We start from the raw sequence: 14823 nt of genomic DNA, 5'->3' as shown, positions 1-14823 counted from the left end.
GAACTCCTTCAAGCTTGCTTCAGGCAAGCGGCAAATGTTTGCTTACATACTGCGGCCCCGGCTGGGACTGCTCATCGCCTGATAACGCTGATAGATTACATAACTGCGCGCGCAAACGGATCCGAGCGGGATGAAGAGAAGCGCATTCGCAATATTAAAGAAGGAATGCGTCTGCCCCCAGTATTCCGCAAGCATGCGCAGGCCCAGCACGACAACGAATAAAGCGATGCTCGCGATGGAGCCCTGCACGGTAATTTGCCCATTCGAACCGGAACGCATTTTTTCCATTTTACCCCGGAAGACTCCGGTTGCCAAACCGAGAAGAAGGCAGACGGCAAACATGGCGAGCTGTTCTGCGTCAATGGACTGCCACCGGATGCCGGAAATAACCATGTACGACCACAGTATAGGGACAATCCACATTCTGGAGGGCCGTACCGCTTTTTCTCTTGCCGTCAGCCAAATGACGAGGATAATCATGACAATATAGGATGTATAACTGTTCATTTCGATAACCACCTTTTGTTTTTTTGTGATGAGTACAGCATAACAAGGCAGCCATCGGCAGACGTCGTTCCGCATGTTGATTATGAGATGTGCATATACACCCGGAGATGTACACGGACCTTGGATTGTTATTTAGGCTTCCAATTTACTGGAGAATTTGTTAAAATAACGGCAAGCATTTATCCTGTAGAAAATGAGGTAACCACACAGACGATGGATATACATGACTGTTCTCTTTAATCTGCGAGCCAACATGCATATGTTGAAACCAAGCAGTTTCTGCGCCTAGCGCAGGGAAGAGGATTGTTATGTCTATTTGAGGGTGTTCGTGGACCTTGTTTATGGATGCGGAAAATGCTTTTTTCTGTGTTCTTAAGCGTTTTTAAGCGTCCATGACCTAACGGAAGGTTATGGTTTTTTGCAGCTGTAGACCATGGCTTTTGCGCAACCCTTGTTTGCAATAGGCATCAATGATTCAAAAATCCCTGCCGTAGGCGTCCTGCCTGCGGTTTTTTTGTTGCCGGAAAGGCAAGCTCAGAGGAAACGGCAATCCGGCAAGCCAGAGAAGCTTTCGAACAGCATCCCGTCCTTCGCTGAAGGGCTGACTGCGCTTTACCGAAGCTTCTACCTATATCTGACCTAAAGGGTGATGCTTAATGTTGAACATTGTGAAAACGAAAAACCTAGCCAAAGAATTTAAAGGGAAGACCATTTTCGAGAATGTGGATGTTGACATATACGAAGGTGAGAAGCTGGCACTGTTCGGGGTGAACGGAGCCGGAAAGACGACGCTGATGAAAGTGTTGACCGGACAGCTGCTGCCGGACCTCGGCACCGTGGAACGGGGACTTCCCCTGTCGGAATGGGGGATGATGGACCAAAGCTCCGATTCCCTGATGTCCTTGACGACCCTGGCGGCTGCCGGAAAGGACAGCGGCGGGCTGTGGGAGATGAAGGAGCGGGTTCGTAAGCTGGAAAAAGAACTCTCGGACCCGGACGCAGCCGCAGACGGCAAAGTCCTCGAAGCTTACGGCGAAGCCCTGGAGCGGTATGAAGAGCATGGCGGTTTCCAGTGGGAAATCGATCTGGAAAAGACGCTTACGATGCTGAATATCGGACAGGAGCTGTGGGCGGTACCGTTCGCCGATTTAAGCGGCGGGCAAAAAACGAGGGTAAGGCTGGCGGCGCTCCTCGTCAAGCGTCCGGCATTCCTGCTGCTCGACGAGCCGACCAACCACTTGGACGAAGACAGCCTGGGCTGGCTCGAGCAATGGCTGAACCGCTACGAGGGCACCGTGCTGCTGGTATCCCATGACCGGACATTCCTGGACCATGTCGCGACGGGGATATGCGAGCTATCCGCCGAGGGCGTCAAGAAATACAAGGGCGGTTATACCGACTACAAGCGGGAGAAGGACCGGGAGCTGCGTGAGCAGGAGTCGCTGTACAAGAAGCAGAAGCTGGCCAGGGAAGCATTGGAGGAATCGATCCGCAACTACCAGGAATGGTTTCATCATGCCGAAAAATCGGCCAATAAAAATACGGAAACCAAGGCAGCGACGCCTTATTACAAAGCCAAGGCCAAGAAAAACATTTCCAGATACCATGCCAAGCAAAAGGAACTGGAGCGGCTGGAGCAAAGCAGCGTCGAGAAGCCGAAGAACGCCCCCGCGATGAGCATGCAGCTGGGGGATGCGGGCTTTGCGGCCCGCATTCTGCTGCGGTTGGAGGGGGTATCCTTCGGCTACGGAGATCAGCGGCTGTTCGACAATTTGGATCTGCTGCTGTCACGGGGTGACCGGCTTGCGGTGAGGGGAGTAAACGGAAGCGGCAAGTCTACGCTGCTGAAACTGATTCTCGGGGAGCTTGCGCCGGACGAAGGCGCCGTATGGCTGCACCCGGCCGTGAGCATCGGCTATTTCTCGCAGGAGCTGGAGGGACTGAATGAAAAAGAAACGCTGCTGGAGAGCCTGCTGCGCCTGCCGAATATGACGGAGACGCATGCGCGCACGATTCTGGGATGCTTTCTCTTTTCCCGGGAAGACGTGTTTAAAAACATCGGCGATCTCAGCATGGGAGAAAAATGCCGGGCCGCGTTCGTGCAGCTGTATTTCAGCGGTGCTAATCTGCTGGTGCTGGATGAGCCGACGAATTACCTGGATATTCAGACCCGAGAGGTTGTGGAGGAAGCCCTTGCCGCGTATCCGGGGGCCTTGGTGGCCGTGTCGCATGACCGGATGCTCGTGCGCAAGCTGGCCAACCGGCTCCTGACGCTCTCTCCGGAGCGGAAGCCCGAGCTGTTTGAAGGCACGGTGGAAGAAGAGGAAGAGCGTCTGAAGAGAAACGGCGGAGCAGTGAAGGAGGACGCGGAGCGGGAAAACCGCCGGCTCGGGCTTGAATGGGAAGTCGCGAGACTGCTTGGAATCGAGGATGCGGAGGGCGGCGAGGAGCGCATGCGCGAAATCCGCCGACTGAGGAAGGAACTGGAGAGCCTGTAATCGGCATTAACCCGGCGGGCCAGGCAATGACTTGCCAGGTCCGCCTTTTTTACTTATAATAGTAGACTATAGTGTGCAGCATGAATATAACGTCCTAAGATGATTTTAACAACAATTTGAAATGCCATGATGGAGACAAGTAAGCAGTGCCACTTTACAGGGAGGAGACGCCGCAGATTGAGAGCGTTTCTACAGTAACAGGCTGCCGAAATTCCCTCCGGAGCAGTTTCCTGAACATTTGGCCGGCATGACCGGCAAGCGTTAAGTAGGGAATACCGGCGCTCGCGCCGTTACAGCGATGAAAGTGAGAACAGGCTAGACAGCGTTTACGGGTCGAGCGGTTCTAACAAGGGTGGTACCACGGTCTTTTCGTCCCTTTCCGGGAGAAAAGGCCTTTTTTGTTTTCACCGAAAGCCCTATGGGCTTGCAGCGGCGGGCGCAGATCCGCGTTTGTAGCAGGCAAGGGACAGCACCAGCGGTACGTTTTATTTTGAGAAGGAGGCAAAGATGATGAAGGAAAAACTCGAAGCGCTGCGGCAGGAAGCCCTGGAACAGCTTCAGGGTGTGGAAGATGTGCAGAAGCTGAATGATCTGCGCGTCAAATATTTGGGCAAAAAAGGTGCTTTGACCGAGATTTTGCGCGGCATGGGAGGACTTAGCGCCGAAGAACGTCCGGTCATCGGCCAGGTCGCGAACGATGTGCGCGGGGCGATCGAGGAGCTGATCGAATCCAAGCAGGAGGCATTCCAAAAAGCCGAAACCGAGCAGCGCCTGCAGGCGGAAAAAATCGATGTTACGCTCCCGGGCCGCAAAATGGCGCAGGGCGGGATCCATCCGCTGAACAAGGTCGTGGAGGAAATCGAAGAGATTTTCATCGGCATGGGCTATCACATCGCGGAAGGTCCGGAAGTGGAGACCGACTACTACAACTTCGAAGCGCTGAATCTTCCGAAGAACCACCCTGCCCGCGATATGCAGGATACGTTCTACATTACGGAAGAACTGCTCATGCGTACGCAGACTTCCCCGGTACAGATTCGTACCATGGAAAAAATGCAGGGAGAAGTGCCTGTCAAAGTCATCTGCCCGGGCAAGGTATACCGCCGCGATGACGACGATGCGACGCATTCCTTCCAGTTCAATCAAATCGAAGGCCTGGTTATCGGCGAAAACATCCGCATGAGCGACCTGAAAGGCACGCTGCTTCAGTTCGTGCAGGAGATGTTCGGTCCCAATACGCAAATCCGTCTTCGTCCGAGCTTCTTTCCGTTCACCGAGCCAAGCGCGGAAGTGGATGTGACCTGCGTGAAATGCGGCGGCAGCGGCTGCCGGATGTGCAAGCACACGGGTTGGCTGGAAATCCTGGGCTGCGGCATGGTGCATCCGAAGGTGCTCGAAATGGGCGGCTATGATCCGGAAAAATACAGCGGCTTTGCTTTCGGCATGGGCGTAGAGCGGATCGCAATTTTGAAATACGGCATTGACGATATTCGTCATTTCTATAGCAGTGACATGGCATTTTTGAAACAGTTTGCCCGCATGTAGGCGGAAACAGAAAGCGCAAGCCGAATAAGGAAAGAAGGAAGGGACCCGGGATGAAAGTATCAACGGAATGGTTAGCGGACTATGTTTCGCTTGAAAATGTGGCAGCCGAGGATCTGGCTGAGAAAATTACGCGCGCGGGAATCGAAATCGATGAGATCGAAAACCGCAACAAAGGAATTTCGAACGTTGTTGTCGGCTACGTCAAATCGAAGGAAAAGCATCCGGATGCGGATAAGCTGAACATTTGCATCGTCGATGCCGGGCAAGAGGAGGAGCTCCAGATCGTCTGCGGCGCGAAAAACGTGGATGCCGGCCAGAAGGTGCCTGTGGCGCTGGTGGGAGCCAAGCTGCCTGGAGGACTCGAGATTAAAAAAGCCAAGCTGCGCGGCGCTCTTTCGCAAGGCATGATCTGCTCCGCCAAAGAGCTAGGCATGAACGATAAGCTGCTGCCGAAGGAACAGCAGGAAGGCATTCTGGTGCTGCCGGAATCCACGCAAATCGGAACGCCGATCGGCCAGGTGCTGGGTCTGAACGACGAGGTGCTGGAATTCGACCTGACGCCGAACCGCTCCGATTGCCTGAGCATGCTCGGCGCGGCTTATGAGGTTGGGGCGATTCTCGGCCGCGACGTGAAGCTGCCTGAGCCGGAAAAGGAGCTGGTCGAAGTCGCCGATGCGGCTGCCGAGCATATTTCCGTCCGTATCAGCTCGCCGGAGCACTGCAGCCATTATGCTGCCAGATACATTACCGGCGTCCATATCGGCCCTTCGCCGCTCTGGATGCAAAATCGTTTGATGGCCGCAGGCGTGCGTCCAATCAACAATATCGTCGATATCACCAACTATGTGATGCTGGAGTACGGCCAGCCGCTGCATGCTTTTGATGCGGATCAGCTGACGAATGGGGCTATCGATGTACGTCTGGCCCAAGAAGGCGAAACGATGGTTACTCTCGACGGTCAGGAGCGCAAGCTGGAGCCGCACATGCTGCTCATTACGGACGGCGTGAAGCCCGTCGCCCTTGCCGGCGTCATGGGTGGATTGAACTCCGAAGTGACCGACAGCACCGTGAACATTTTGCTGGAGTCGGCCAAATTTGACGGCGGCATCGTCCGCAAGACCTCGAGACAGCTCGGTCTTCGTTCCGAAGCCAGTCTGCGCTTTGAGAAGGAAGTGGATCCCGGCGCCGTTATTCCGGCCCTGAACCGCGCGGCAGCGCTGATAGCCCGTTATGCGGCCGGAACGGTTCATAAAGGGATCGTCGAATCGAACCCCGCTTCGGCCGAAGACAAAGTGATCGTGCTTTCCTTCGACAAGCTGAACCGCTTCCTGGGTACGGAGCTGTCGATGCTGGAAGTCAAAACGATCTTTAACCGCCTGCACTTCAGCTGCGCGGATACCGCGCAGGGCATTCTGGAAGTCAAGGTGCCTACCCGCCGCGGCGATATTACAAGCGACGTGGATCTTATTGAGGAAATCGCGCGTCTGTACGGATACGACAACATTCCGACGACCGCGATCGAAGGACCGACAACGCCCGGAGCTTACACGAAGCCGCAGTCGCTTCGCCGCGGAGTCCGGAAATTGTTCACCCACGGGGGATGGCAGGAAGTCATCAGCTATTCCTTTACGCATCCGGATTTGACCGCGCTCTTCCCGGCTTTGACGGAAGGAAGCCATGCCATCAAGCTGGCCATGCCGATGAGCGAGGAACGGAGCGTGCTGCGTACGAGCATTATTCCGCAGCTGCTGGACGTGGCGGCATATAACGCCAACCGCAAGCAGTATGATCTGGCGATGTTCGAAATGGGCAACGTGTTCTACAGCCGGGAGGAGCAGCTGACGGACCAGCCTAAGGAGCTTCCGGTGCTGTCGCTTCTGCTTTGCGGCAGCCGCGGGCAGAAGCAGTGGAACCAAACGCCGGAGAAAGTGGACTTCTTCGATCTGAAGGGTGCACTGGAAACGGTGTTCGAATACCTTGGTCTCCAGGATTCGATCAGCTACGTGGCTAACAAGCCTCAAGGCTACCATCCAGGGCGTTCGGCATCCGTATATCTGACCCATGAGGGTGGAGAGCCGTTGCTGATCGGCACCCTGGGTCAGGTGCATCCGGAGCTTCAGCAGGAACGGGGATTAGGCGATGTATACACGGCCGAAATTCTGCTTCAGCCGCTGTACGATTACGCCAACCAGGAGATCCGGTACCGTGAGCTTCCGCGTTTCCCGGCTTCCGAGCGTGATATTGCCGTCGTCGTTGACGACAGCGTGGAAGCGGGAGCGATGCTGGCCGTCATTCGTGAGGCTGCGGGCGAATTGCTGCAGTCGGTCCAAGTATTCGATGTGTTCACAGGCAGCAAGCTGGGCGAAGGCAAAAAGAGCGTCGCGATTTCGACGGTGTACCGTCACCATGAGCGTACGCTGACGGATGAAGAGGTTTCGTCCGCGCATGCAGCCGTTGTCAGCCAGCTTGAGCAAACTTTTCATGCGGAATTGAGAAAATAGCAGGAATTGAATGAAGTCACATCGAATCCATGTTACATAAAGATTCGATGTGGCTTTTTTGCACAATAACAGACATCTCAGAGTCAACACACATATGAAGGAGGGCACAACTGTGACTACACCTGATCGTACACGTGTCAACGTAGAAATCTACGGGACTACTTATAAACTGGTAGGCAGCAGTGCCGACTATATGAAAAAGGTTGCCACTTATGTCGATGAACGGATGCACTTCATTTCCAAGAGCCATTCCCGGCTCGATACGCCGAAGCTGGCCGTACTCGCTGCCGTACATATGGCTGAGGAAGCCATCCAGATGCAGGAAATTCAAAGCGAGGTCAAAATGCTGACCGGCGAAAGAAGCGAGCTGCGCAGGGAGATGGCCGCCCTTCAGGAGGCCAAGACGAAGCAGCAGGAGCAGTTTGCGAAGCTGCAGGAGGAACATGCGGCCGGTTTACAGGCGAAGGAAGAGCTGAGCAAGCGGCTGGAGGCTGAGAAGGCGGGGCTGCTGAAGCAGCTCGAGGAGACGAAGGCTTCGCTCTCCGGAGAACTGCAGAAGACGCGTACCACGCTCGGGAAAGAGCTTGAAGATACTCGCGCAGCATTGAAAAAGGAAACGGAGCTGCGGGAGTCGCTGCAGCGCAAGGAGAAGCAGGCAGCCGAGCAGCAGCAGCGTGACAGGCAGGCACTGGAAGCAAGGCATAAAGCGGCGATTCAGGAGCTTGAACGCGGCCATGCCGCCGCCCTTCAATCTGCTCAGCAGAAGCATACTGAGCTGCTGAAATCTGCGGAGGAGAAGCATCAGGCAATGCTGAAGGAGTCGAGCGAGAAGCACGAGAAGGCGCTGCGGGATGCAGAACAGAGCCATAAGGCGGCCTTGGACGGGCTGAACAAGCAGCTTGATGAACTGCGGGGCGGAAGCTCGCAGCTGCAAGGCAAGCTGCGCAGTCTGCAGGAAGAGCTCCAGCAGTCGAAGAACGCCTATGCCAAGCTCCAGGAGCAGCATCAGGCGGCACTGAAGAAGGAAGAAGTTTCGCAGACCGAGCTGAAGACGCTCAAGGAGCAGCAGGGTCGGTTGAACGGACAGATCAGCCGGTTGAAGGAGGAAGCGGCTCAATCGGAAGAGGAACAGCGCCGGATGCAAAAGCTGCTTGAGGAATACAGCGCTTCTTCAAATCAGCAGAAGACCGAACTTGAGAAGCTTGCAGCCGAAGCATCCTCCTGGCGGACTCAAACGGACAAGCAGAAGGAAGAAATCGGCGAGCTGGAGCTGCGTGTACTGGAAGCGGGAGAGCAGAACGATGCCCTTGAAGCGGGCATGAAGCTTCTTCATGACGAATTGAGCGTGCTGAAAGAGCAGATGGAGGAGAAAGAAACGAAGGCTGCCGCGGCGGAGGAAACCGTAAGCGATCTGCAGCAGGCTTTGGCAGAAAAGCAGCAGTTCATCGATTCGCAGCAGGCGAAGCTGAAGGATATGGATGAAACGCTCCAGCTGCAGGAGCTTTCCATTGAAGAGCAGAAGGAGCTTCTGGTCGCGAAGGAAAAGGAGCTGCAAGCGCAAGCGGCTCAGCTGGAATCAAGCAGCGCCTTGGCGCAAAAGCTGGAGCAATCTTTACAGGAGCAGGGCATCCGGCAGCAGCAGATGGAAGGGGATCTCGAGGAATACGAGAACCGTACGCTGGAGCTGCAGCAATCGCTCGAAGCGTCTGCAGCGCAATATCAGCAGCTGGAGCAGGCCTTCAAAGCGGGCGAAGCCGAGGCGCTGGAGCTGCAGCAGGCACTGGAGTCGGGCAGGGCGCAGTCGCAGGAGCTGAAGCGGAAGCTGGAGGAGAACGAAGCGCAGTATGCAGAGCTGCAGCAGTCTGCCGACGCGACAGAAACTCAATATTTGGAGCTGCTGCAGGCCGTGGAAACCAAGGATGCGCAGCTGTCGAAGCTCCGGCAGTCGATAGAGGACAGGGAAGAGCAGTATAAAAAGCTTCAGCGCCAGCATGGAGAAACGCTGCAGCAGCATGAAGTGCTGAAAGACCAGTATGAGCTGCATCTGCTCGAATACGAGGAGCTGCAGGGTCAAATCACCGAGAGCAGCCGCAGCTTGGAACGTGTTAAAGACGATTTTGCGGAGCTTGAGCTGGCCTATGAGGAAGCCAAACGTCAATCCCGGGAGTCCGGGGAGAAATATGCCGACATGCAGCGTCTTCATCAGGAGCTGGAGGGTCAGTACGAGCAATTGCAGCAGCGTTATCATGACCTGCAGCAGCAGTACGACAAGCTTCAAGAAACCGGAAACGCCATCAAGCGCCAGCAGGAAGATGCCGAACTCGAATACCTGATGGTTCTGGAAGAGAAGGATCAGGCGCTGCGCAAGGTTAACGAGCTTGCACGGCTGCTGGACGAAGCTGCCGCCAAAGAAAGCGAACAGCGGGAACTGCTGCGCGCAAGCGAGCTTTCCATGCAGACCTACCAGGAAAAGCTGGAGGAAATGATGAACCACCAGGAAGACTGGAACAGCCGAGAGCAGGATCTGAAGCAAGAGCTTGAAGAGTGGAAGCTTCAAATCGCTTCCGGGGAAGAACAGATGGATAAACTGCAGAGCGAGAAGGATCAGACCGACGCCCGTCTTCGCGAGGTAGGCGAGAACTTCGAGCTGATGGCCAACCGTTACCGGTTGCTGCAGGCTGAGCTTGAACTGCAGCAGGAAAAGACGGACAAGCTGCAGGAAGAGCACAGCCAGCTGCAGGATGAATATTCCAAGCTTCAAACCGAATACAACGAATGGATCGAACTGATAGAACAGGATCAAAGCTGATCGCTGCGAACAGACAGAAAAATCCCCTCACAGCCCGTAACCAGGAGCATTGAACTCTTTTCTGGATCACGGAGCCGGAGGGGATTTGCTGTGTTGCCAAGATGTAGATGTCTACTCGTCCACGATCACTTTCGCAAGCATGGCCGTATGTCCCGCACCGCAGTATAAGGAGCAGGTCATTTCAAAGGTGCCGGCTTTTTCCGGTGTTACGACCTTGGATTTATGTTTGTTGTCGAGCTGCAGCTCCAGGCCAGGGATCAATACGCCGTGCATGCCTTGTTTGTTCTCAAGCGTGATTTTTACGGGAACCCCTTTTTTCAGATGATATTCTTGTTTATCGAAAGCAAAGTTCGTCGCTTTGATGACCAGTTCCTCGCTAGGGGCAACACTTGTGTCGCTGACTCCGCTGCTCGCGGTCGAAGCGTCTTCTTTTTCGGACCCGCAAGCGGAAAGTACCAGGAGAAGCATGCAGGAAAGAACAAAAGCAAGGGTCTTTTTCAATGTGATCCTCCTCAAAACCTAAATTTTTGTGACAATGCTAGTAGTCATCATACCCCAAATATGGAATTACGGAACATTGCGGTTTTGAAAAATTGGTGAACTCACCGGTCAACATGAACGCTGAACGCCATATTCACGGGTAATTTTCAAATTCTTTACAGATAAAGGGATGTATTTGTCTTTTTATTAAGATATAATAATAATCACAGTTCATATCATTTTCGTCTTGCGAAATTATCTTTCCTAGAGTAGGGGATTGACCTTTTGATGGACAGGAAAAATGTTATTTTGGAGGACCGGTGGCACCGCAATATATTGAATGCCTACTGGATTGTCATGTTGATGTTCCTCACGGCACAGGCCGCCTTTTTGCTGTCGGGGGGAGTCTTTTCCGATACTGTAGAAAGGGATGCAGGGTCCTGGATCCTGTTCGCAGGCTCTAACGGATTTATTATACTGCTGCTCATCGCAACCGAGATATGGATTAAGAAATGGCCAGTACATCAGAAAAAGGCGATTATCGGCTGCGGCTTCTTCATGTCGTATATGGTTTATTTTATTATCGAGCCGACTGCGGACGGCGCCCAGATGGCGCTGCTGCTGCCCGTTCTGATTTCGGTCGTGTATTTTGACCGCGTCTTGCTGTACGGCTTCGGCTTATTTACGATCGTGACATATGGAGCGCTTTACTTCCTGATGGAACGCCCATGGTACGGCAAACCCATTCAGGAGTTTATTCAAACCGAATGCGTATTTATTGTAGGCCTCATCATCGGACGTACGATCCTGGTCAGGGTAAAGGAGTTCATCAGTTACCTGCAATCCGTCATGAAGTCCGAGCAGCAGCTGCTCGTGGAGAAGACGATTTCCGACAAGCTTCTTAAAATGGATGCCTTGACCGATCTTTACAATCATAAAACATTTCATGAATATCTTGATGCGCTGCTGGAACATTCCGAGAAATACCATTTGCCGCTGCAGCTGGCGATCATCGATATCGACGGATTCAAGAAAGTCAATGATACGTACGGGCACTGGGTAGGCGATCTTGTGCTGAAAAAGGTTGCGTCAACCCTGACCTCTATCATGATGCCGAATGATTTTGCGGCTCGTTACGGAGGAGAAGAATTCGCTGTCATCTTTGCCGATAAAACATTGGCAGAGGCACAGGCGATAACAGAAGATCTGCGCAAGGGAATCTCCGGCGTGGAGCATGCCAACATGAAGGGAAGACCGGTGACGGTAAGTATTGGTCTATGCGATTACCAGCCGGGGGACGACAAGGAGTCATTATTCCGGAAGGCGGACAGTGCGCTTTATTACGCTAAAAGGACAGGTAAAAATAAAGTAATAACAGCTTCGGATGTGATTCTGGCGGACTCGATTGAAGGGAAGGTCGCTTCGATCTGAAACCAAGAATGGGCCTAAATGAAAACACCCCTTGTTCCGCGGGAACAGGGGGTGTTTTTGGGACGTGATACCGATGTACGTGACAAGTTATTTATGGTCCTTGGCTGCGTTGAACGCGGATACCGGGATGAACAGGTCGATGATCCCGATGACGAGGGCCGCAAGTACGGCGCCAAGAATAGTGACATGAACCCCGCCCACGATAAATTGGGCGATGTATATAACCAGCGCACTGACCACAAAGCCGACAATGCCACGACCAAAAGGCGATACCCTCTTGCCGAATATCCCTTCAATGACCCAGCCCAGCAAAGCAATGACCAGAGCCAGCAGCAGAGCGCTCCAGAATCCGCCAACGGAGAATTGTGGAACGATCCAGCCGACAATCATAAGCACAATCGCGGAAACGATGAATCGTACGACATGACCCAAAAAATGCATGCCACTTGGCCTCCTTTGCCTAAAAGATACGTTGATAAGTCCATTTCACAAATACGTCTTCACTCATTATGAAATGGATTCTGTATGCAACGTTTATTGTATTCAATTCACGGGATCTTATGTATCGGCTTGATGAAATTTAGCGAAACCCTCTGGCAAATGGCGAAGGAGCAGAGGTTTCGTATATAATAAAGGCATTGTATGAGAGGAGCAGTGAAATTTTTGGACGATAAAATTTTGCATACGCTGGAATACCGCAAGATTTTAAATAAATGTGTCAGTTATACCCAGACCTCCATGGGAAAGCAAATCACGGAAAGCCTGAGACCGGATACCGACCTGGAAACGGTCAAACGCCTCCTTCAAGGTACCGATGAGGCTTATACGGTGGAGCGGCTGAAGGGTACGCCTTCTTTCGGCGGGATCAGCGACATTTCCGCCGCCCTGAAACGGGCGAAAATCGGCGGCACGCTTAGCCCGCAGGAACTGTTGGCTGTCAGCAACACGGCCCATGGATCCAGACGCATCAAACGCTTCATTACGCAAATGAATGAGGACGAGCCTACTCCGCTCCTGGCGGGAATCAGTGAAAACATATCCGAGCAAAAAGCGCTGGAAGATGCCATCAAGGCCTGCATTTCCGAGGAAGCCGAGGTGCTGGATTCGGCAAGTCCCGGACTTGCGCAAATCAGACGGGAGCTGCGCTCCGGTGAAGTTCGCATGCGCGAAAAGCTGGACAACATGATCCGTTCTTCCTCGGTTGCCAAAATGCTGCAGGATCAGCTGGTTACGATCCGGGGCGATCGGTTCGTTATTCCCGTGAAAGCGGAATACCGTTCATACTTCGGCGGCATCGTACACGACCAGTCCGGCTCTGGTGCGACTTTGTTCATCGAACCGGAATCCATTGTTGCCATGAACAACAAGCTGCGCGAGACCCGGATGAAGGAAGAACGGGAAATCGAAATTATTTTGCAAAAGTTGACGGCATTGGTAGGCGATCAGGCTGAGCTTATGCAGTTTGATTTGGATCTGACCGGACAGCTGGACTTTATTTTCGCCAAAGCCCGTTTGGCTCATGTCATGAAGGCGACGCTGCCGCGCATGAATGATCGCGGATATTTGAAGCTTCGCAAGGGCCGCCATCCGCTCATCGATCTGGACAAGGTTGTTCCGATTGATGTGGAGCTTGGCAACTCGTATACCTCGATTATCGTTACGGGTCCGAATACCGGAGGTAAGACGGTCACGCTGAAAACGATCGGACTGCTCAGCCTGATGGCGATGTCGGGCTTATATGTTCCGGCGGAGGAAGGCAGCCAGCTCTGCGTCTTTGACGCGATTTATGCGGATATCGGCGATGAACAAAGCATTGAACAGAGTCTGAGTACGTTCTCCAGCCATATGACGAACATTATCCGCATTCTTAAAAATATGACGCCGAAAAGCCTTGTGCTTCTGGATGAAGTGGGTGCGGGAACGGATCCTGCGGAAGGCTCGGCCCTGGCCGTCTCCATTTTGGAGCATATTCACCAGATGGATTGCCGCATGGTGGCTACGACGCACTACAGTGAACTGAAAGCCTATGCTTATGAGCGTAAGGGTGTGATTAACGCGAGCATGGAGTTTGATGTCAACACGTTAAGCCCGACTTACCGGCTTCTCGTCGGGGTGCCGGGCCGAAGCAACGCATTCGCGATTGCCGAACGCCTGGGGCTGCCAAACAAAATTTTGGAGTTCGCCCGCGGGGAAGTGAACGAAGAGGATCAGCGCGTGGAGCATATGATCGCCTCGCTCGAAGAAAACCGTCTCGGAGCCGAAGTGGAGCGGGAGCATGCCGAGAAGCTGCGGCTGGAGATGGAAGATCTGCGAAGCCGGCATCAGCAGGAGCTGGAGAAGCTCGAACAGCAGCGCGACCGTCTGATTGAGAAGGCTCAGGCCGAGGCCAAAGAAGTCATTGCCAAAGCCAAACGCGAGGCGGAGGAAATCATCAGTGACCTACGTCAGCTCGCCAAGGAAGAAGGGGCCTCCGTCAAGGAGCATAAGCTGATCGCCGCCCGCAGAATGCTGGATGAAGCCGAGCCGCAGCAGAAGAAGAAAACCCCGGCACGAAGCAAGACGAAGGCACCGCGCCAGATCGAAGCAGGCGATGAGGTGATGGTATACAGCCTAAACCAAAAAGGACATGTGGTTGAGCTGGCAGGCACGAAGGAAGCGGTCGTGCAGCTCGGCATCATGAAGATGAAGGTAAGATTGGATGATCTGGAGCTTGTGAAGACACATGAAGCTGCGGCGAAACAGACCCAGCGGCAAGCAACGACGGTCAAGCGGACGAGAGACGATAACATCCGCAGCGAGCTTGACCTGCGGGGAGCCAATCTGGAGGAAGCACTCATTGAAGTGGACCGCTTTATTGATGAGGCATTCCTTGGCAACCTGGGCCAGATCTATCTGATTCACGGCAAAGGAACCGGTATCCTGCGCAATGGTATTACGGAGTACCTGCGAAAGCATAAGCATATCAAAAGCTTCCGTCTGGGCAACTACGGTGAAGGTGGGACAGGCGTCACCGTCGCTGAGCTGAAATAAAGACGCGAAAAATGCTCCAGGG

The 14823-nt window shown here is 53.6% G+C and carries 9 protein-coding genes; 6 read left to right on the top strand and 3 right to left on the bottom strand.

Going from position 1 to position 14823, the window contains the following annotated elements; all coding sequences use genetic code 11:
* Window positions 1-42: 42 nt before the first annotated feature.
* On the bottom strand, window positions 43-507 hold the full coding sequence (locus PCH05_RS03130) for a DUF1453 family protein (protein ID WP_164766520.1): 465 nt from the start codon (window positions 505-507) through the stop codon (window positions 43-45).
* Between the two features lie 656 nt (window positions 508-1163).
* Between PCH05_RS03130 and abc-f the strand changes: the two genes are divergently transcribed.
* The 4 genes from abc-f (at window position 1164) to PCH05_RS03105 (ending at window position 9860) form a co-directional block, all read left to right on the top strand.
* A complete protein-coding gene (abc-f, locus tag PCH05_RS03120; protein WP_127600570.1) occupies window positions 1164-3005 on the top strand; it encodes a ribosomal protection-like ABC-F family protein in 1842 nt (613 codons plus the stop codon).
* A 510-nt stretch (window positions 3006-3515) separates the two neighbouring features.
* Window positions 3516-4550, top strand: coding sequence for a phenylalanine--tRNA ligase subunit alpha (gene pheS, locus PCH05_RS03115; protein WP_127600568.1), 1035 nt, complete (start codon window positions 3516-3518; stop codon window positions 4548-4550).
* Window positions 4551-4600: 50 nt separating this feature from the next.
* Complete coding sequence (gene pheT / locus PCH05_RS03110) at window positions 4601-7051, top strand: phenylalanine--tRNA ligase subunit beta (RefSeq protein WP_127600566.1); 2451 nt, start codon at window positions 4601-4603, stop codon at window positions 7049-7051.
* Between the two features lie 112 nt (window positions 7052-7163).
* Window positions 7164-9860, top strand: a complete 2697-nt coding sequence (locus PCH05_RS03105) for a hypothetical protein (RefSeq protein ID WP_127600564.1) — start codon at window positions 7164-7166, stop codon at window positions 9858-9860.
* Window positions 9861-9971: 111 nt separating this feature from the next.
* Here the strand turns inward: PCH05_RS03105 and PCH05_RS03100 are convergent, their stop codons facing one another.
* Window positions 9972-10361, bottom strand: coding sequence for a cupredoxin domain-containing protein (locus tag PCH05_RS03100; protein ID WP_127600562.1), 390 nt, complete (start codon window positions 10359-10361; stop codon window positions 9972-9974).
* Window positions 10362-10628: 267 nt separating this feature from the next.
* On the opposite strand from PCH05_RS03100, the gene PCH05_RS03095 reads away from it, so the two are divergent.
* Complete coding sequence (locus PCH05_RS03095; RefSeq protein WP_127600560.1) at window positions 10629-11771, top strand: GGDEF domain-containing protein; 1143 nt, start codon at window positions 10629-10631, stop codon at window positions 11769-11771.
* 87 nt (window positions 11772-11858) lie between these two features.
* On the opposite strand, the gene PCH05_RS03090 is transcribed toward PCH05_RS03095, so the two are convergent.
* Entirely contained in the window at window positions 11859-12212 is a 354-nt protein-coding gene (locus PCH05_RS03090) for a phage holin family protein (RefSeq protein ID WP_127600558.1), read from the bottom strand.
* 222 nt (window positions 12213-12434) lie between these two features.
* On the opposite strand from PCH05_RS03090, the gene PCH05_RS03085 reads away from it, so the two are divergent.
* On the top strand, window positions 12435-14801 hold the full coding sequence (locus PCH05_RS03085; RefSeq protein ID WP_127600856.1) for an endonuclease MutS2: 2367 nt from the start codon (window positions 12435-12437) through the stop codon (window positions 14799-14801).
* Window positions 14802-14823 lie beyond the last annotated feature (22 nt).

The sequence above is a fragment of the Paenibacillus chibensis genome (genome assembly GCF_004001045.1).
Taxonomy (GTDB): Bacteria; Bacillota; Bacilli; order Paenibacillales; family Paenibacillaceae; genus Paenibacillus_AQ; species Paenibacillus_AQ chibensis.
Note: the sequence above shows the minus strand (reverse complement) of the source record. Positions and strands in the feature narration are given on the sequence as shown.